The organism is Nocardioides abyssi, from assembly GCF_030412915.1.
In the GTDB taxonomy this organism is placed as follows: domain Bacteria; phylum Actinomycetota; class Actinomycetes; order Propionibacteriales; family Nocardioidaceae; genus Nocardioides; species Nocardioides abyssi.
In genome coordinates this window covers 236,921-256,365 of record NZ_JAUHJR010000003.1, presented here as the reverse complement: position 1 = coordinate 256,365, position 19,445 = coordinate 236,921, and the positions used below count along the sequence as shown (strand labels likewise).

Below are 19,445 nucleotides of genomic sequence, written 5' to 3'. Positions count from 1 at the left end.
GACGTCGCTGAGGACGGTCTCGGCCCCACGACTGGCGGGACGTACGCCGAGCGGCTGGGCCCGACGTCCCACCCAGGATGCGGCCGGCCCCGGCTGCTGCCCATCCCCAACATCGGTGAACCGGTGGAGACGTCCCCAATACCGGGGAAGAAGGCGGTGCGAACCCGGGGCCACCGCCGCGGGTTGCCCACGATGACGGCTCCGCCTCGAGAGGAGTCCCCTCGTGCACGACCAGGTCAACGGTGTCCCCGCCACGTCCGGCGACGCCACCCCGCGTCGCACCACCGACCCCGCTCGACGGGGCCGCCGCCTGGCCGCCCTGCTGGTGGTGGTCTGCGCGCTGGCCGGTGCCGGCGCCGGCCTGTGGTGGGGGCTGCAGCAGCAGTCGGTCCACCACGCCACGTCCGTCGTGCTGGTCAACCCGCTGGAGGGCAACCCGTTCAGCCCCAACGGCCGCGGCGACGAGCTGGTGAACCTCGAGACCGAGGCGCAGCTGGTCCGCTCCGACACCATGGGCGACCTCGTGGGCCGTGCGCTCGGCGAGGACCCGACGTCGCTGCTCGCCGACATCTCGGTCTCCGTCCCGCCCAACACCCAGCTCCTCGAGGTCTCCGCCGCGGGCGCGACCGCCGAGCAGGCCGCGCTGCGCGCCCAGGCCTTCACCGAGACCTACCTGGCGTTCCGCCGGACGCGCGCGGAGTCGACGAGCTTCCGCCGGGCCGCCGAGCTCGAGGAGCAGATCCGCGACCGCGAGGACCAGCAGGAGGCGCTGTCGAAGGAGCTGGATCGAGCGACGCCCCGCTCCTCGCGGGCCGCCGTGCTGACCCAGCAGGTCGTCAACCTCAACGTGCAGGCCGACGAGCTGCGGGCCCAGCTGGGCGCGACGCGCGTCGCCGCGCCGAACCCCGGCCAGGTGGTCACCCCGGCCGTGAGTGCGCGCGCCGGCCTGCCCGGCGGCGTACCGACCGCGGTCCTCGCCGGCCTCCTGGCCGGTGCGGCCCTCGGCTGGGTCGGCGGCTCCGGCCTCCCGCGACGTGACGGGGGCACCCGTGACGACGACGAGGACGGCGCCCCCGCACCCCGCGAGCGCCTCGCGGTCTGGCCGGCCCCGGTCCTCGGCACGCTCCCCGCGGTCGCACCGGCACGCGCGCTGACGACGGTCCGCGCCGCGCTCCTCGCCGCCGAGCACGCCCGTCCGCTCACGGTGCTCGTCTGCCACCCGGCCGACGCCCCGGGCTCGGCGAGCGCCGTCGGTCTCGCGCGGTCCCTCGCGGCGGCCCGCCTGCGCACCGTCCTCGTCGACGTGTCGCGCCCCCTCGGTCCTCCCGGACGCGGCCTGTCCGACGTGCTGCGCGGCGACGTGCGGCTCGACGACGCCGCGCTGCCGGAGGGGTCCCACCTGCGCCTGCTCGGTGCCGGCGCGCACGCCGCCGACCTCGACGACGCCCTGGCCGGCCCGGCCGCGGCACAGCTGCTCGCGCAGCTGCGCGCCGACGCCGACGTCCTGCTGCTGGTCGGCGGCGCCGCCGACGACGCACGCGCCCAGGCGCTCGCCGGCGGGGCCGACACCGTCCTGCTCGAGGCACCCGCCGAGCCCGGCAGCGGGGACCGCACGGCGGCCGCGCTCGAGGTGCTGGCGCGCGTGGGTGCGCCCACGGCCCACCTCGTGCTGCTCGAGCGACCCGCGGCGGCACCCGTCGCGCCCCCGGTGGCGGAGCCGTCCCGTGCGCCGGCCGCCGGCGCCGGCCCGCAGCCGGTGCCCGACGTCCGCGGGCTCCGGCCGCGGCCCGCCCTGCGGCTGCGGCTGCTCGCCACGCGCCTGGTGCTCGGACGCCCGGCCGCGGTCCCCGCCGTACCGGTGTGCGGGAGCCCGCACCATCGCCAGGGCGGGGTCGGGTGACCAGCGCGGCCGCGACGGGGGAGCGGACGGGGGAGCACCTCGACCACGTCGCGCGTCGGGGCGTCGTCGGTCTTGCAGGATCCGCCTTCGCAGCCGTCTGCGGCCTGGTCTCCACCGTCCTCGTCGCGCGGGGCCTCGCCGCCGGTGACGCCGGCACGTTCTTCGCCACGACGGCGCTGTTCAGCACCCTCGCCGTGGTCTCCACCCTCGGCACGGACTCGGGCCTGGCCCGCTTCCTGCTGAGGCTGGAGGCCGACGGCCGGGGAGACGACGTACGCCGCGCCGTGCGCACCGCCGCCCTGCCGGCCGCCGCCGTGGCCGCCGTCGCGGTGCTCGTGCTGCTCCTCCTCGCCGAGCCGCTCGCCTCGGGGCTGGGCCTGGGGGAGGAGGGCGCCCGCGTCCTGCGCTGCCTGGCGCCGGCCCTGCCCTGCTGCGTGCTGGCCGAGGTGATGCTGTCGGCCACCCGCGCGGTCGGGCAGATGCGCCAGACGGCCGTGGTCGACCGGGTGCTGCGCGCCGGCGCCCAGGTGGTCGCGGTGGCCGCGGTGCTCGCGGCCGGGGGAGGGCCCGCCGTCCTCGGCCTGGCGTGGGCGGCGGCGTACGTCGTCTCGTTGGTCGTCTCCGCCGTCGCGCTGCGCGCCTGCCTCCGCTCGCGGCCGCCGAGCCCGCCGCGGACCCCGGCCCGGCGCCCGGACGCACCGGGCAGCGGCTCGCTCGCCGTGGAGTTCTGGTCCTTCACCTGGCCGCGCGGCGTCGCCGGGCTGGCCCAGGTCGCGGTGCAGAAGGCCGACATCGTGCTGGTCGCGGCGTTGCTCGGCCCGGGCCCCGCCGCCCTCTACACCGCGGCCACCCGCTTCGTGGCCGTCGGGCAGCTCGCCAACCAGGCCGTCCACCAGGTCCTGCAGTCGCGCTTCACGCTGCTGCTCATCGGCGGCCAGACCGCCGAGCTGCGGCGGACCTTCGCGGTGACCACCGCGTGGGCGGTGCTCCTGGTCTGGCCCCTCTACCTCGTCGTCGCCACGGCGGCCCCGACCTACCTCGCGGTCTTCGGCGCGGACTACGTCACGACCGGCGCGATCGCGACGGTCGCGGTCATGGGCGCGGCCATGCTCCTGGCCGTCGGGTCCGGCCCGGTCGACACGCTCCTGCTGATGTCCGGGCGCAGCGGCCTGAGCATGACCAACGGCCTGGTCGCGCTCGTCGTCGACGTCGTCGCGTGCCTCGTGCTCGTGCCCCGCACGGGCATCGTGGGCGCCGCGCTCGCGTGGGCGCTCGCCCTGGCGGTCCGCTGCACGCTGGGGATCTGGCAGGTCCGCCGCGTGGTCGACCTCGGCAGCGGCGTGTGGGGCGTGCCGGCGCTCGCCGGCGGCGTCGCCCTCGCCTGCTTCGGCGTCCCCGGGCTGCTCGTCGCCCTCACCCTCGACCCGTCCCCGGCGGTCGTGCTGCTGCTCGCGGCCCTCGGCACCGTCGCGTACGTCGCCGCGCTGGCCGCCCTCGCCGACCGGCTCGCCCTCGCCACCGCGGTCGGGGCGCTCCGGCGCCGCCGGGCCGCCGCACCCACCGCCGCCCCCACCACCGCACCCACCACAGCTCCAGTGCGCGCCGCCACGACGCCGCCGGCGTCCGACGCCCACACCCGTCCGAAGGAGAGTGACGACCCGTGCTTGCTCGAGACCTGACCCGCCAGCTGGGTGAACGCCTGCCCACCCGTGCCACCGACGGTCTCCGGTCCGTCGTCCGGGGATGGGGGTGGCTGACCGCGTCGTGGCGGATGAGCCCCGACGTGATCGTCGTCGGCGCCCAGCGCGCCGGCACGACGACGATGTTCCGGCTGCTCTCGGAGCACCCGGACCTGGTGCGGCCGACGACGGCGAAGGGCACGAGCTACTTCGACGACGAGTACGGCCGCGGCGAGCGGTGGTACCGCGCCGCCTTCCCGCTGGCGCCGCTCGCCCGGCTGACCCGCCCGGGTCACCGGCCGCGGGCCTTCGAGTGCAGCGGCTACTACCTCTTCCACCCGCTGGCGGCGGGGCGGATCGCCCGTGACCTGCCCGGCGCCCACGTCGTCGTGCTCGTCCGCGACCCCGTGGAGCGGGCGCGGTCGGCCCACCGGCACGAGACGGCGCGCGGCTTCGAGTCGCTGCCGTTCGAGGAGGCCGTGCGCTGCGAGGAGGCACGGCTGGCGGGGGAGCACGAGCGGCTCGTGACGCGCCCGCACAGCACCAGCTTCGAGCACCGCCACCACGGCTACGTGGCCCGCGGGCGCTACGGCGAGCAGGTCGAGCGCTTCGTGGCCGCCCTCGGCCCGGACCGGGTGCACGTCATCGACGCCGACCGCTTCTTCGCCGACCCGGTGGCGCAGTTCGCCACGCTGCAGCGACGCCTCGGGCTGAGCCCCTGGACGCCGGCCACGGTCGAGCGCTGGAACGCCAGACCCGCGGATCCCCTGCCGCCGGACGAGCACGCGGAGCTGCTGGGCCTCTTCGCGGACTCCGACGCCGTGCTGGTCCGCTACCTCGACGAGGCGCCCTCGTGGCGGGTCGGGGCGGTGGCCCGATGAGCGCCGTCCTCACCGGTCACCGGTCCCGCGTCCGCGACCTCCGGCACCGGCTCGGTCGCCGGGTCCACGACGGCGTCGCCGCCGGGACCAAGGCGGTCGGCCAGGCCCCGATGCCGCCGACGCTGCGCAAGGCGCTGTCGGTGGCGGTCTGGCACCAGGGCACCGCGCGGATCGCGCTGCCCAAGGTGCTGGTGGGCGGCCAGAACGGCCTGCCCGCCTCCGTCATCGCCGAGGCGACCGGGGACCTGCTGTGGGGCTCGCGCAGCATCGCCGACGGGCCGCACGTGGCCCTGCTGCGCGCCGGCGCGCAGCGTCCGCTGACCGACGAGGAGATCCTGGCGTCGGCGTACGCCGACCTGGCCCGCGCGTGCATCGCGGTCTCGGGGCAGTACTTCGGCGTCACCGACGAGGCCGGGATCCTGCGGCTCTCGCGCGACTTCCTCGCCCGGGCGGCCGCCCCGGTCGGCATGACGTTACCGCAGGCGGGCCCGGTGCGGCCGCACCAGAGCGAGCCGGGCGTGCCGATCCTGCTGGCCCCGGTGCGCGACTCCGACTGCTACCAGGTCGTGGACGGCCACCACCGGCTCGCGATCCAGGTCGTGCAGGGCTCCGTCGGGGTCCGCGCCAAGGTCCGCCGCCTGTCGGTGACCACGCCGCTGCAGGACGTGCTCGACGAGATGTCGTGGATCGGCGGCGAGCGGGAGCTCTACCAGCCGGTGGACGCGCCCGAGGTGCGCCACGGCTACCGCGTGGTGCGCCGCTGCACCGACCGGCTGGCGATGATGGCGCCGCTGCTCGAGGAGGTCGCGGCCGAGGTCGACCGGCCGTCGTACCTCGACGTGGCCGCCTGCTACGGCTGGTTCGTCGACGCGGTGGGCCGCGCGGGCTACGACGCCGAGGGCGTCGAGCGGGACCCGGCGGCGCCGCGGGTGGCCGCCGCGCTGCACGGCACCGACCCCACCCGCATCCACGTCGCCGACGCCGTCGACTTCCTGGCCGGGGACCGGACCTGGGACGTGGTGTCCTGCTTCAGCCTGCTCCACCACTTCGTCCTCGGCCGCGGGCCCTGCCCGCCCGAGGAGCTGGTGCGGCTGCTGGACCGGGCCACCGGCCGGGTGCTCTTCCTCGACACCGGGCAGGCGCACGAGCGGTGGTTCCGCGACTCGCTGCCGGAGTGGGACGCCGAGCACGTGCGGTCGTTCCTCGCCGAGCACACGACCTTCGACCGGATCATCGACCTCGGCACGGACAGCGACGCGGTCGCGCCCTACGAGGAGAACTACGGGCGCCACCTCTTCGCCTGCGTGAGGGACCGGTGACCACCGTCGGCGTCCACCGCGGCGACGACCCCCTGGTCACGGCGTTCCGCTCGCTGTGGCCCGAGGCGGTCGTCGCCGAGCAGGCGGGCGGCGGCTACGCGCTGGTGCCGAGCGCCCGGCACCCGCGCCTGGTCGTGCCCGTCGCCTCGCGGCGGGCGGCCGGCCGGTCGCTGTGCCGGTTCAGCGCCGACTCCTCCTTCGGTCAGGTCGTACGCCGGGTGGCCGGCGCGGCCGTGGTCAGCGCGACCCGCGGGTCGGTGCTGGGCACCCGGGTGGCCGTCCGCGGAGGGTCGGTCGACTCCTTCGCCCGCCACCTCGGCGACCTGCTGGGCCAGCCGGTCGACTTCTCGGTCGCCGTCGGCTCGGAGCGGGTCAACCGCAAGCCGGTGCTCCAGGTCTTCGACGAGCGCGGCCGGACGGTCGCGTGGGTCAAGCTCGGCGACTCGGAGGTCTCCCGTGCCGACGTCGCCGCGGAGGGGGCGCACCTGCGCCGGCTGGCGTCGGTCCCGATGACGCACGTCGTCGCGCCGCGGGTGCTCCACGAGTCGTGCTGGCACGGCCGGGTGGTGCTGGTCCTCGAGCCGCTGGTCACCCACCACGCGGGCGTGCCGCGTCCGCGCAGCACCCGGACCGCGCCGCCGGTGGCCGCGATGGCCGAGCTCGCCCGGGCCTTCGCGGAGCCGGCCACGCCGCTGCGGGCCCTGCCGTGGTGGGCCGAGCAGCGCCGGCTGACCCGGCGGATGTCCGACCCCGCGTGGGGCGGGCGGGTCCGGGTGGCGATGGACCGCCTCGAGCGCCTGGCCGGGGGCCACCCGTGGCCGGTGGGCGCCTGGCACGGTGACTGGACGCCGTGGAACATGGCCCGCCGGGGCGACGTGGTGCACCTGTGGGACTGGGAGCGGTTCGAGACCGGCGTGCCGCAGGGGCTGGACCGCCTGCACCACGCGGTCAACGTCGCCACCGCCCGCCGCGGCACCTCGACCGCGACGATCCTGCGCGCGCTCGCCACGGAGGTCAGCGCCGTGGACCGCGTGCTGGCCGGGGCGTACCTCGTCGCGGTGACGAACCGCTACCTGCTGCTGGCCGCCACCGAGCGTGGCGCCGACATCCGCGACCGCGGGCTGTGCACGCTCGCCGCGCTGGAGGAGGTCAGCGCGTGAGGCGCGGGCTGCTGCGCAGCGTCGAGCGGAACGCCCGGCGCTTGACGGGGGTCGAGAGCTTCCAGGAGCCGTAGGCGTTGAGGTGGGTGTCGAAGTAGCTGAGCGCGACCCCGCCGTGACGCACCAGCGACCGGTAGGTCGCACGGATCCAGCCGGGGTAGGCCGCCGCGGCCTCGTGGGTCAGGCCGGTCTCGGCGATGCCCCAGGCGACGTCGTGGCGCTTGGCCCAGCGCGAGAACGGACGGAAGTACTTCGCACCCATCTTCGGCCACTCGCGGATGGTGCGGCCGTCCTTGGTGACGCCGTACTCGTTGTAGACGTCGAAGCCCGCGACGTCGACCTTCACCCCGCGCGGCCAGATCTTGCCGAGGCGGTACGCCGGGTCGCCGTAGAGCTGGTTCCAGCCGGTGGTGATGACGGTGAAGCCGACGTTGTCGGCGGTGCGGCGCACGATCGGGGCCAGCCGCTCCTGCATGCGGCGCCAGGCCTGCACGTCCCCGTCGCCCTCGGGCTCGTGGTGGAAGGCGACCCAGACCGGGCCGGGCACCTTGTCGAGGCGACGGACCAGCCCGCGGGCCCAGCCGTCACCCGCACCGGCGACCATCTGCTCCCACGAGTGCGGCAGCTTGAGGCTGATCCACGGCAGGCGGCCACGGCGGACGTCGCGGCGGGCCGTGCGCACGGCGTTGTCGACCTGCGTGGCGGTGTAGTAGGTCCGGCGGACGCCCAGCGGGCGGCCGGGCTCGAGGGTCGCGGGCTCGGTGTTGGCGCCGTGGGCCGCGCCGAAGAACGCGCCGCAGCGCGGGACGCCTCGCCGGCTCACCCGGCAGCCGTCGCTCGTGCGCCGGGCGGCGGTGGTGGCGTGGGTGGCCCGGTCGGTGGCCCGGTCCGTCGCCCGGTCCGTCACTGCGCCGACCGCCGAGCGGCTCACGGTCGCGCCGTCGGCGCGCGGGGCGTCGACGGAGACGACCAGCAGCGCGAGCGCGACCACGCCGACCAGGCCGGCGACCACCGAGGCCCAGGTGGACGCGGACGAGCGGGCGGGGGCGAGCCCCGGCACGGACGAGCGGGCAGGGGCATCGGTGGAGTGGTGGTGCACGGATCCTCGAGACGTCGCGGGATCCCCCAGGTGGGGGACGGCCGTCGAGGAACGTAGGGGCGCGCCGGACCGACCGACGCCGCGGCGTACCCCAGATGGGGGACGGGCGCCGGGATGGCGTCGGTCACGCGGACCGGGTCAGATGCCTCGTCCGCGTCGGTTGGCGAGGTCCAGCACGCGGTCGGCCGAGAGCAGGTGGAGGGCGACGGCGCCGGCCAGGTAGGACCGTCGTTCCCAGGGCCAGGTGCGCACCGCGTGGGCGGCGGCCGCGAGCGCGCCGGGGTCGCGGGAGGCGGCGAGCGCGAAGGCGCGCTGACCCTGGAGCCGGCCGAGGGCGCGCGGGTCCTCGCCGAAGGCGGCGTGCTTGGAGAGCAGGTGGTCGATCGCCGCGACGATGACCGACCACTGCCGGGCGAACTGCGAGGCGCCCCAGCGGACCAGCACGAGGCCCATCTCGACCACCGCCACGTCGCCGACGGCCGCGGCGCGCAGGATCCAGTCGTAGTCCTCGGCGTAGCTGCCGGGCAGCTCCTCGTCGACGAGCCCGATCGGACCCTCCAGGGCGGTGCGGCGGACCATGACGGTCGAGGGGTGGGCGGCCATCACCCGGTGGCGGGCCAGGGCGCGGACCGTCATCTCCTCGGGGTGCGGGATCCGGGTCGTGCGCCGGTCCTGGTAGTCGACGACGATGCCGGTGACCGAGGTCGCCGCCCCGCTCCGCTCGAGCAGGTCGACCTGGCGGCTCACCTTGTCCTCGAACCACACGTCGTCGTCGTCGCAGAACGCGACCAGGTCGCCGTCGCCGGCGAGGATGCCGGTGTTGCGGGACCCCGCGAGCCCCGGCGTGCGCGTGTTGGTCAGCACCTCGACCCGTCGTCGCCGGCCCTCGCGCACCAGGGTCGGGTCCGGCTCGCAGCGGTCGTGCACGACCAGGCAGCGCAGCACCCCGGGGTAGTCCTGGGCCATCACCGCGTCGATCGCCGTGCGCACGAGCTCGGGCCGGTCGTGGGTGGCGATCACGACGTCGACGGCGGGCAGCCGGCCGGGTCGGCGGGGGGTGGGGCTGGGTCCGGTCATGACGGCTGCTCCTGGTGCTCGGGTCGGGTGGTGGGGTTCAGGGCGGACCGCCGGCGGGCGCGGCGGGCGAGCGGGACGCCGACGAGGAGGCCGAGGCCCGCGCCGGAGGCCACCGGGACCTCGGCGCGGTCGCTGAGCCGGGTCGCCGGCTGGGCGGCGATGACCTCGCCCACGCTCGGGCGGGAGGTCTCGAGGTAGTCGATCTCGCGCAGGATCCGCTCGCGCTCGGCCCGCACGGTGGTCAGCACGGTGTCGAGCTGGGAGAGGCGTCGGGTGAGGGCGCGGACCAGGTCGTCGCGCCGCTGGACGAGGAACTCCTCCCGGGCCTGGAGGTACGACGCGGCGACGGCCCGGGCGGCGCGCTCGGCGTCGCCGCGGTCCGGCAGGTCGACGGTCAGCCGGAGCACCTGCGAGCGCGGGGCGGCCGTGACCGCGACGGCGTCGCGCAGGGTGGCGATGTCCTGGCCGGTGGCCGCGGAGGCGCGGCGCAGCGAGCGCTCGGAGACCAGCAGCGCCGCCTCGGTGTCGACGGTGATGTCGCCGGGCGGGTCGACCCGCCCGTCCGGGGTCAGCACGACCTCCTGGGCGCCGGTCGCCAGGTAGACCGGCGCGGGCGTGACGAGGATGACCGCCCCCGCGCGGTGCACCGCCTGCGCGGGGGCGGCGGCCAGGGCCCCGCCGGCGAGCGCGCCGACGAGGGTGGCGCCGGCGACGACGGGCGCGGCTCGACGCACCGTGCGGCCCAGGTCGGCCACGGCGACCCGCCGCCGGGGGCCCACCCCGGCCGCGGCCTGCTCGCGGGCCACCAGGCCGGCGGCGATCATCACGATGTAGAGCGGCAGCCCGAGGGTGTCGTAGACCGGCAGCTGGACCACGAAGAAGAGCAGGACGAAGGTGCAGGTCGTCTCGTTGGTCGTCCGGCACCGCCGGCTGCGGGACAGCGCGGCCGCCAGGAAGGCCAGGAACAGGCCCAACCCGATCCACCCCTGGGAGAACAGCACGAGCCACAGCTGGCCCTGGGTGCCGAGCGGCGGGACGCCGCAGGCCGGGCACTCCGGCGTGGCGGCGCCGCTGATCGAGGCGAAGCTGCCCTGCACGTCGCGGGTCGTGCCGAAGCCGGCGACCGGCGAGCCGGTGGTGACCGAGGTCGTCGTCGTGACGAGCAGCTGGCCGCGCCGGCTGTTGCTGTGCTGGTTGTCGAAGCGGTCGGAGTAGATGTCGGCGAGCGGGCTCGCGACGAGTGCCCCCAGCCCGACCAGCACGGCCAGGACCAGGCCGACCACCGCCCGCGGGTCGCCGCGGCGGGCCCGCAGCACGACGAGGGCGAGCAGGCCGATCGCCAGGCTGCCCCACAGGCCGCGGTTGAGCGAGTAGACCACCGGCCAGGCCGCCACCACGAGGACGGCCGGCACCAGCAGCCGCAGCCACGGCCGGCGTCGCCGGTCGAGCGCGACCAGGAAGACCAGGGCCAGCGACAGGCAGCTGCCCCACGTGTTGGTGAACGCGAACGGCGCCTTCGGCCGCGGCTCGGGGCGACCGAGCACGTCCTGGACGTCGGCGACCTGCGGGTGCACCAGCGACGCGACGAACGCGTTGCCCCGCAGCCCGGCCGGCAGCAGCGACTCGACCAGCGAGGTGACCTCGAGCTCGGGCACGAGCAGGCCGACGATGCCGCCGGCGGTGCAGAGCACGAACAGCCAGGCCAGCAGCGCGCGGACCCGGCCGTCGGGGAGGTCCTCCCGGCGGGTGTTGGCCACCCAGACCAGGACGACCCCGCACGCGGCGTACCACGCGAGGCGGAAGGCGAAGACGACCAGCCGCGAGGAGTCGCCGCCCGGCACCGCGTCGGGGGCGTCGGTCCACAGCAGCGCGGCGCCCAGCAGGACCCAGCAGCAGAAGAGCAGCCACCAGCCCAGGCCCTGCGGCAGCACCACCGTGCGGCGCTGCCGGAGCTGGCGGAGCATCGGGATCGCCAGGGCCAGCGGGAGGAAGGAGTCCACGCCGAGCAGCCACCACACCGGGTAGCCCGCGAGCAGCAGCGTCAGCGGCCAGCCCGGACCCACGCCGGAGCGGGGGAGCGGGCCGTCGGGCCGGGCGGCGGGCGCCGGTCGCGGAGGCGCGGTGAGGACGGCGTGGGACATGTCCACCACCCAAGCGGTGGGCGACCGCGGAACCCTCACCAATGTTGAGGAACTTGCCGGGCGGGCGGCCGGGGCCGACACGCCGCGCTCCTACGGTCCTGGCACGGCGGCCGACCGGCCCGCCCTCGCCGAGAGTCAGGGATCCTCATGCGTGCACGTCCCGGGGTGCTCGTCGCGACCGTGGCAGCCTGCCTGGTCACCACGGTGCTCGGCGTCCCCGCGGCCTCCGCGGACGGCCTGGGCGACCGCACCGTCGCCGAGCAGCCGGCGACGGGCACGCCGCAGGTGCTCGACGGACGGGTGTACGCCGTCGTGCAGGTCGGCGGCACGATCGTCCTCGGCGGCACGTTCAGCCGGGTCCGCGACGCGGGCACGGGGCCGGTCCTGCGCCGACGCGGGCTGCTCGCCTTCGACGCGACCACCGGCCGGATCGACCGGTCCTTCGACGCCCGCGTCGTCGGCGAGGTCCGGGCCCTCGAGGCCGCCGCCGACGGGCGCTCGGTCTACGTCGGCGGGACCTTCACCCGCGTGGCCGGCAAGCCCCGCGCCCGGCTCGCGCGGGTCCGGGTCGCCGACGGCTCGGTCGTCGGGTCGTTCCGCCCGGGCCGGGTCGCGGGCAAGGTGCGCGACCTCGCCCTGCGCGACGGCCGGCTGTGGGTCGGGGGCGCCTTCACCCACATCGGCGGGCGCCGGCAGGTCGCCCTCGCGACGCTCGCGCCGGCGACCGGCCGCGCGACGTCGTACATGTCCCTGCGCGTGCGCGGGAACCACCGGCGCGGCGTCACCCAGGTCCTCAAGCTCGACCTGACGCCCGACGGGTCGCGGCTGGTCGCCGTCGGCAACTTCGCCCGTCTCGGGGACCGCCGCTCCCACCAGCTCCTCGTGCTGCGGCTCGGCGGCTCCCGCGCCCGGCCCGCCGGCTTCCGGACCCGGTTCTTCGAGGCCCCGTGCTCGCGGGCCTACGACTCCTACCTGCGCGACGTCGACGTCTCCCCGGACGGGCGCTTCTTCGTCGTCACGACCACCGGGGCCTACGGCGGGCCGGACGGGCCGTGCGACTCCGCGAGCCGGTTCGAGACCCGTGCGCAGGGCTCCCGGGTCCAGCCGTCGTGGGTCGACCGCACCGGGGGCGACACGTCGTACGCCGTCGAGGTCACCGCCACCGCGGTCTACGTCGGCGGCCACCAGCGCTGGTGGAACAACCCCTTCGCCGGCAACCGGCCCGGACCCGGCGCGGTCCGGCGCGAGGGCATCGCCGCGCTCGACCCGCTCAACGGGCTGCCGCTGTCGTGGAACCCCGGCCGCACCCGGGGCGTGGGGGTCTTCGACTTCCTCGCCACCGACCAGGGCCTGTGGGTCGTCTCGGACACGACCTGGATCGGGGGGCTGCGACGGGCGCGGGTCGCCCTGCTGCCCGCCGCCGAGCCGGCGGTGCCGTCCTCGCGGACCACGACCGTCCCGACCGAGGTGTACGTCGCCGCGCCGGCCGGCCTGGACCGGCTCGTGCGCCGCAGCCTGACCGCGACCGCCGCAGGCGCACCGTCGGACGTGGCCACCGACCCCGCCGGCGCGCAGGACTGGCGCGCGGTGCGCGGGGCGTTCATGGTCGACGGCTGGTTGCACGTGGCGCACCGCGACGGCACCTTCACCCGGCGGACCTTCGACGGGACCACCCTGGGCCCGGAGCGGGCCGTGGCCGCCCAGGACCGGCTGCGGCCGCTGACCTCGTGGCGGGCCGACGTGCGCGCGGCGACCTCGATGGCCTACCAGGACGGCCGGCTCTACTTCACCCGCGCCGGGGCCGCCGCGTTGTACTACCGGTACTTCTCGCCCGAGAGCGGCGTCGTCGGCGCCCAGCGGCGCGTGGCCTCGAGGGGCGTGCCCGGCTTCCGGCCCGGGCGTTTGCGCGGGCTGGTCCTCACACGCGACCACGCCTACGTCGTCGGCGCCGACGGCGTGCTCCGCCGCACGGGATGGCGGAGCGGCCCGATCTCCTCGGCGCCCGTCGGCGGCACCGCCCGCCGCGTGAGCGGCTCGGGCGACGGCTGGCTGGGGCGCGCGGTGTTCGCGTTCCAGGGGCCGGACGGGGCGCCGCTGCCGGCCGCGCCGACCGCGCCGACCGGGCCGACCGAGCCGACCGAGCCGACCGGGGCGGCCGACACCGGGACCGGAGCCACTCGCGCGCCCGTGGCCGCGGCGTCGACGATCGACCGCGCCGGGTCGAGCGACCCCGACCTCCTGCTGGGCTTCGACGAGGCGACCGGCGCCATGGGCTCGGTGATCGGCTCGGTCGAGAACGCAGGCAGCCTGCCGGTCGAGGTCTCCGTGGCCACCGGCAACGGGGGCCGCGTCCGGCGCGACGTCGGCACGCTCGCCACCGGCGCCCGCTTCCCGGCGGTCGACGCCCGCACCGGCCCGGCCGCCGCGGTCGTCGTGCGGCCGGCGATGGAGGCTGCGGACGACGGCCTGAGCCCGGGCGGCGGCCGGTTCACCTTCGGCGCCGACTTCGCGATCGACGCGGAGTCCGAGGGGACGTCGACCGACAACGGCGACAACGTCGTGCAACGCGGCCTCTACCAGGACGACGCGCAGTACAAGCTGCAGGTCGACCACCGCCGTGTGTCCTGCCGGGTGGCGGGCGACCGGGGCCACGTGGTGGTCGTCGCGACCACCCGCGTCCGGCCGGGTACGTGGTACCGCGCCACCTGCTCCCGGCGCCTCCGCGTCGTCACCCTGACCCTCGCCCGCGTGCGCGCCGACGAGCTGACCTGGGCACGGTCGCGATCACGGCCGCGGAGGTGGACCGGGACCGGGCGGATCGGCCGGGTCGTCTTCGACCGGTCGGTGCCGCTCGCCGTCGGTGCGAAGGTGCTCCCCGAGGGCGCCGTCGCGGTCTCGGACTCCGACCAGCTCAACGGCGTCGTCGACAACGTCCACCTCGACAGGCCGGGCCGATGACCCGCCCGCACGCGCTCGCGCCACGGGCCCAGGAGCCCGCGACCGGGGCCGGGTCCGCTCCCGTCGAGGCGTCGACCACCCGCCGGCGCCTGGTGCTGATGGCCGAGGAGCGGCTGGTGGGCGACACGGTGCGGGTGGCGCTGCGCAGCCGCGGCTTCGACGCGGTGGCGATGCCCTGGCCGCCGCCGCACCGGCCACCCGCCGAGCACCGGCGGCAGGTGCGGCTGACCCGCTCGCGGGTCGGGGTCATCTTCGGCGACCTGGAGACGACGCGGCGCCGGTCTGAGGCCCGCGCCGTCGTCGAGGCGGCGCCGCTGCGCTGGCTGCTCGTCGTCAGCGACCCCGGCGACGCCGTGTGGGGCGGGATGGTCCACGCCGGCGCGGCGGGCGTGCTGCCCACCTCGGTCGGCCTCGACGACCTCACGCTCGCCCTCAGCATGCTCTTCGGCGGGCAGGACCTGCTCTCGGCGGGACGACGTCGCGCGATGGTCGAGGCGTGGCGCCGCAGCGAGAGCGACGACCGCCGCTCGCTCGAGCTGACCGCCCGGCTGAGCACCCGCGAGCGCGAGATCCTCGCCCTGCTCTACGAGGGGGTGACGGTCGCGGAGATCGCCGCGCGCACCGGCGTGAGCGAGCAGACCGTCCGCAGCCAGGTGAAGGCCGTGCTGCGCAAGCTCGAGGTCAACTCCCAGCTCGCCGCGGTCGCGGTCTACCGCCGGGTGGTCGACCGGCGCTGACCGGGCCGCTGCCGGGGGTGGAAATCGGCACGGGGCCGGCCACCGTCGGTGGCCGGCCCCGCGCTGAGGAGGGAGGTGCTGGTCGTCAGGGGCGCGGCAGTGCCGCGGAGCCCTGCAGACCGTTGGCGAAGTCCTGGCGCTTCGACGCGCTGCCGAGCAGCCAGGAGCCGTAGGCGTTCAGCTCGGTGTTGAAGTACGCCGCGGCGACGCCGCCGCGGGCGACGAGCTGGTCGTAGGTGCGGTCGATCCAGCGCGGGTCGAGCGCGTGGCCCTCGTCGGTCAGGGCCCACTCGGCCATGCCCCAGGCGACGTCGTGCGAGGCGGCCCAGGTCTGGATCTTGGCGAAGTAGTCGGTGTCGAAGTCGGCCATCTTGCTGATCTTCTTGCCGTTCTTCACGACGCCGTACTCGTTGTAGAGGTCGAAGCCCGCGACGTCGATCTTGGTGCCGCGCGGCCAGAGGTTGTCCAGGCGGTACTGGCTGGCGCCGTAGAACTGGTTCCAGCCGGTCAGCACGATCGTGTAGGCCACGTTGGGGGCCGCGGCGCGGACGATCGGCGCGAGGCGCTCCTGCATGCCGCGCCAGGCGTCGATGTTGCCGTCGCCCTCCGGCTCGTGGTGGAAGGCCACCCAGACCGGGCCGTCGAGCGCGGCGAACCGGGTGGCGATGTCCTTGGCCCACGCGTCGCCGGCACCGGCGACCATCTGCTCCCACGAGTGGGGCAGCTTGAAGCTGATCCAGGGCAGCCGGCCCGCGGCCAGGTCGGCCTTGGCGGTCTTCGCGGCCGAGGCCACGCCGGTGGCGGTGTAGAACGTGCGCCGCACGCCGAGCCGGCCGCCGGCCTGCTGCTCGAGCGTCGCCGGGTCGGTGTTGCCGCCGTACGCCGCGCCGAAGTACGCGCCGCAGGACGGGATGCCGCGGGCGCTGTAGGTGCACCCGTTGGTGAGCTTCCCGGCACCGGCGGGGGCCGGCGTGCTCACCGGCGGGGCGGTCGGCGCGGGGGTGGTGGGCGCGGGGGTGGTGGGCGCGGGCGTGGTGGGCGCCGGGGTGGTGGGCGCCGGGGTGGTGGGCGCCGGGGTGGTCGGTGCCGGCGCGGCGGGGGCCGACGCGGGGGTCGTCGTCATCGCGACGTCGTCGACGAGCACGTCGTGCTTGGCCGTGGCGCGGGGCAGCACGATCCGGACGCGCAGGGTGGAGCCGGCGCGCGTGGTCGTGAGCGGCACCTGGAGCGAGGTCCAGGCGCGGGCGGTCGCGGTGGTGCTCGTGCGCTGGCTCTGCACCCACGCACCGGAGGCGGTGACCTCGCGGGCGATGAGGATGACCTTCTGGCGCGCGGAGGTGCGGAACCACGCCTGGGCGCTGCCGGCGGTGCCGAGCGGCGCGCCGGTGACCGCGGCGGTGGCGTTGCTGTCGACCTGGACCTCGGCGGGGCGGTCGGTCCGGACGCGCAGCGAGCGGGCGCCGGTGCGGGCGGTCGTCGAGCTGCTGAGCCGGGCTCCGGCGCCGCCGGAGACGGTGAAGCCGGTCGTGCCGCTCTCGACGCTGCTGTTGCGCACGCCGGGGTCGGAGCTGGTGGTGGGGGCGGCCGCCGACGGGCTGCCGAGGGGGACGGTGGAGAGGAGCAGGGCCGCGGTGCTGAGTGCGGCCGCTGCTGTGGCGGTGGTACGGATGATCGTCTGCCTCTGCGTGTGGGGGGACGCCCACACCGGTGTCGGCGGGGCGCGTCACCGTAGGCCGGCGAGGACGCCGGACGCCCCGCTGTCATCCCCCATATTCGGTATCGGGTGGCATACCCCACATGAGGTACGCCCGTCCACCGAGACACGCCGAAGGCCCCGTCCGGGCGCGCCACAGCGACCGGCCGCGCGGCCGCTCAGGCGGCGGTCGGGCAGCCGGTCGCCCGGCCGACCGGAGGTCGGCCGGGCAGGCCGGTCAGTAGGCGCCGTCGTGGCGCAGGACGGCCCGGACGGTGCGGCAGAGGATCCGCAGGTCCAGGCCGAGCGACCAGTTGTCGACGTACCGCAGGTCGAGCCGGACCGTCTCCTCCCAGGAGAGGTCCGAGCGGCCGGAGACCTGCCAGAGCCCGGTGATGCCGGGGCGGACGGCGAGGCGGCGCCGGGTGTCGGCGTCGTACCGCTCCACCTCCTCGGGCAGCGGCGGCCGCGGTCCGACCAGGGACATCTGGCCCCGCACGACGTTGACCAGCTGGGGCAGCTCGTCGAGGGAGTAGCGGCGCAGGAAGGCACCGACCCTCGTGATGCGCGGGTCGGCCCGCACCTTGAACAGCACGCCGTCGGACTCGTTGAGCGCCTCGACGGTCTCGCGGCGGGTCTCGGCGTCGACGACCATGCTGCGCAGCTTGAGCATGGAGAACGCCCGGCCGTTGCGACCGACCCGGGTCTGGCGGAAGAACGCCGGGCCGGGGCTGTCGTGGCGCACGGCGAGCGCGAGCACGGCGAGGAACGGCGCGAGGAGCACGAGCGCCACAGCGGCGACCACGCGTTCGGCGCCGGCCTCGAGCAGCCGCCGGGCGCCGGTCAGCTCGGCGTGGCGGACGTGGAGCAGGGGCAGGTCGCCGGCGTAGCCGATGCGCGCCCGGGCCGCCGCCACGTCGAAGAGCCCGGACGCGACGAGCATGGAGGTCCCCGACCCCTCGAGCTGCCAGCCGAGGCGGCGCAGCGTCATCGGGTCGAGGTGGCGGCAGGGGACGACGATGACGGCCCGGGCCCCGTGCTGGACCGCGACCGTCGGCAGCCGGTCGAACCCGCACGTCTCGGGGACACCGAGGTCGCGGCCGGCGGCGGTCGGCACGCACACCCCGGCGATGCGGTAGCGGTGGCCACGGCTGCGGTCGAGCTCGGACATGACGCGGGCGACCTCGCGGCGGTGGCCGGCGACGACGACGGGGATCCGCTCCTGGGCGCCGCGGCCCCAGTGGTCGACGAGCAGGCGCTGGGCGGCGCTGATCGCCGTCGCGGTCAGCGCGAGGACGAGCAGCTGCCGCGGCCGGATCGCGGGCTCGAGCAGGGTGGCTCCGACGGCGCACGCCGCGACGAGCACGGTCCCGCAGCGGGCGACGCGGCGCACGCGGTCGAGGCGGGAGGCGACGTGCCGGTCGTAGCAGTGGTCGGCGGAGAGCAGCAGCAGCCAGGTCGCCACCAGGAGGAGCAGCACCGGGAGCCGCGGCACCCCGTGCGAGGACGCGGCGGCCGCGGCGCCGGCGGCGAGCACGTCGCCGGCCGCCAGCAGCAGGGGCGGTCGCCAGCGCTGGTCGCCGGCGCCGGTGACGTCGCGGGCCAGCAGGGCCGAGATCGGGCTGCGGGTGGGGCCCTGCGCGGGTGCGGGCGGTGCCGTGGTCGACGGCTCCGGGGTGGACGGCTCGGGCACGCCCCCGGCCGGGGCGGGCTGGGTGACGGGGGTGAGCCGGTCGGGCAGGCCGGCGGGCGCGGTGGCGGTCACTGTCCTGGGGCGTCCCGTCTCAGGCCCGGCGGACCAGGTCGTCGATGAACCGTGCGAACCGCTCGGCGGCCGGTTCCGCGGCCGCGGTGGCCAGGGGCGAGGTGGGCAGTGGCGAGGTACCTGGGCCCGCGGCGGACGAGGACGCGGGGGAGGGGGCCGAGGAGCCGAGCGCCCCGGCTCCGAGCGCCAGCGCGACGGCCCGGCGGAACGTCGCGAGCTGCGGCGCCGCCGCGACCAGGCCGCTGCCGGCGATGTGGGCGACGAACCGCAGCTGGTGGTCGTCGACGTGCTCGCCGAGCCGCGGGTCCCGCGGGACGACGACGGGGACGTGGCCCGCGACCCGCGCCTCCATGATCAGCCCCGGCCCGCCGTGGGTGACCACGACGGCCGCCCGCTCCAGCAGCGCGGAGAGCTCGGCCGAGCCCAGCATCGGCGCACCGGGCAGGTCCGCCGGCAACCGCGTGGCGCCGTGCTGGACGAAGACGTCGGCGCCGGTCGCGCGGCGTACCTCCGCGGTCCAGGTGACGAGCCGGTCGAAGGGGTGGTGGTCGGTGCCGAGCAGCACCGCGACCAGCGGCGGGGCGGTCACCAGACGCTCCCGAGGAGCACGCTGGAGCGGTAGAGCCGCTGCTGCTCGGGCCACTGCACGAGGAACAGGTCGGTCGCCGGCCGGCACAGGCGGCCGGTCAGCGTCGGCGTCTCGATCCGGTCGAAGACCTCGAGGTAGACGCTGCGCGCCCCGAAGACCCGGTGCAGCCAGAAGAACGGGACGGCCACGCCGGCGCCCGTGCTGACGACGACGTCGGGTCGGACCTCGGCGAGCAGGCGCCGGGCGAGGAGGGTGTTGCGCGCCAGGTTGCGCACGTTGCGGGTCGTCGGGTGGTGCGCCCACGTGACGTCCTCGTCCGCCAGCTTGCTGACCGCGTCGGGGGTGTCGAAGGTGACCCAGTGCCGTTCGTGCTGGCTCCACCACGGGCGCAGGCACAGCAGCTGTGCGAGGTGCCCTCCGGACGAGCTGACGAGCAACACCTTCACG

Annotated in this window: 14 protein-coding genes; 7 read left to right on the top strand and 7 right to left on the bottom strand. The window is 76.6% G+C overall.

All coding sequences use genetic code 11. From position 1 onward, the window contains the following. Positions 1–223 precede the first annotated feature (223 nt). From QWY29_RS10180 to QWY29_RS10160, 5 genes are all read left to right on the top strand, one after another. Positions 224–1,900, top strand: coding sequence for a P-loop NTPase family protein (locus QWY29_RS10180; RefSeq protein ID WP_300960617.1), 1,677 nt, complete (start codon positions 224–226; stop codon positions 1,898–1,900). Beyond that, positions 1,897–3,579 (top strand): lipopolysaccharide biosynthesis protein, encoded by a 1,683-nt coding sequence (locus QWY29_RS10175; protein ID WP_300960616.1) that lies wholly within the window; start codon positions 1,897–1,899, stop codon positions 3,577–3,579. Before QWY29_RS10180 ends, QWY29_RS10175 begins: the two co-directional genes overlap by 4 nt. 92 nt (positions 3,580–3,671) lie before the next feature. Beyond that, positions 3,672–4,460, top strand: coding sequence for a sulfotransferase family protein (locus QWY29_RS10170; protein WP_300960615.1), 789 nt, complete (start codon positions 3,672–3,674; stop codon positions 4,458–4,460). Then, positions 4,457–5,779: a class I SAM-dependent methyltransferase gene (locus tag QWY29_RS10165; protein ID WP_300960614.1), complete on the top strand. Its 1,323-nt coding sequence runs from the start codon at positions 4,457–4,459 to the stop codon at positions 5,777–5,779. Before QWY29_RS10170 ends, QWY29_RS10165 begins: the two co-directional genes overlap by 4 nt. Then, positions 5,776–6,939, top strand: a complete 1,164-nt coding sequence (locus QWY29_RS10160; protein WP_300960613.1) for an aminoglycoside phosphotransferase/kinase family protein — start codon at positions 5,776–5,778, stop codon at positions 6,937–6,939. The genes QWY29_RS10165 and QWY29_RS10160 overlap by 4 nt, the downstream gene beginning before the upstream one ends. Here QWY29_RS10160 and QWY29_RS10155 read toward each other — a convergent pair. From QWY29_RS10155 to QWY29_RS10145, 3 genes are all read right to left on the bottom strand, one after another. Continuing rightward, positions 6,929–8,038, bottom strand: a complete 1,110-nt coding sequence (locus tag QWY29_RS10155) for a hypothetical protein (protein WP_300960612.1) — start codon at positions 8,036–8,038, stop codon at positions 6,929–6,931. The genes QWY29_RS10160 and QWY29_RS10155 overlap by 11 nt on opposite strands. A gap of 138 nt (positions 8,039–8,176) precedes the next feature. Then, positions 8,177–9,115 (bottom strand): glycosyltransferase family A protein, encoded by a 939-nt coding sequence (locus tag QWY29_RS10150; protein ID WP_300960611.1) that lies wholly within the window; start codon positions 9,113–9,115, stop codon positions 8,177–8,179. Beyond that, entirely contained in the window at positions 9,112–11,256 is a 2,145-nt protein-coding gene (locus tag QWY29_RS10145; RefSeq protein WP_300960610.1) for a hypothetical protein, read from the bottom strand. Before QWY29_RS10145 ends, QWY29_RS10150 begins: the two co-directional genes overlap by 4 nt. Before the next feature lie 147 nt (positions 11,257–11,403). Between QWY29_RS10145 and QWY29_RS10140 the strand changes: the two genes are divergently transcribed. Together QWY29_RS10140 and QWY29_RS10135 are read left to right on the top strand one after the other, a co-directional pair. Further along, positions 11,404–14,214, top strand: a complete 2,811-nt coding sequence (locus QWY29_RS10140; RefSeq protein ID WP_300960609.1) for a PKD domain containing protein — start codon at positions 11,404–11,406, stop codon at positions 14,212–14,214. Continuing rightward, positions 14,211–14,951, top strand: coding sequence for a response regulator transcription factor (locus tag QWY29_RS10135; RefSeq protein ID WP_300960608.1), 741 nt, complete (start codon positions 14,211–14,213; stop codon positions 14,949–14,951). The genes QWY29_RS10140 and QWY29_RS10135 overlap by 4 nt, the downstream gene beginning before the upstream one ends. A gap of 85 nt (positions 14,952–15,036) precedes the next feature. Here the strand turns inward: QWY29_RS10135 and QWY29_RS10130 are convergent, their stop codons facing one another. The 4 genes from QWY29_RS10130 to pssD form a co-directional block, all read right to left on the bottom strand. Continuing rightward, entirely contained in the window at positions 15,037–16,506 is a 1,470-nt protein-coding gene (locus tag QWY29_RS10130; RefSeq protein ID WP_300960607.1) for a cellulase family glycosylhydrolase, read from the bottom strand. Between the two features lie 376 nt (positions 16,507–16,882). Further along, positions 16,883–18,409: a sugar transferase gene (locus QWY29_RS10125; RefSeq protein WP_300960606.1), complete on the bottom strand. Its 1,527-nt coding sequence runs from the start codon at positions 18,407–18,409 to the stop codon at positions 16,883–16,885. A 19-nt stretch (positions 18,410–18,428) separates the two neighbouring features. Continuing rightward, the gene (locus tag QWY29_RS10120; RefSeq protein ID WP_300960604.1) at positions 18,429–18,998 is read right to left on the bottom strand and encodes a glycosyltransferase; all 570 of its coding nucleotides are present in this window, start codon (positions 18,996–18,998) and stop codon (positions 18,429–18,431) included. Continuing rightward, entirely contained in the window at positions 18,995–19,444 is a 450-nt protein-coding gene (pssD, locus tag QWY29_RS10115) for a PssD/Cps14F family polysaccharide biosynthesis glycosyltransferase (RefSeq protein ID WP_300960603.1), read from the bottom strand. The genes QWY29_RS10120 and pssD overlap by 4 nt, the downstream gene beginning before the upstream one ends. Position 19,445: the final 1 nt, after the last annotated feature.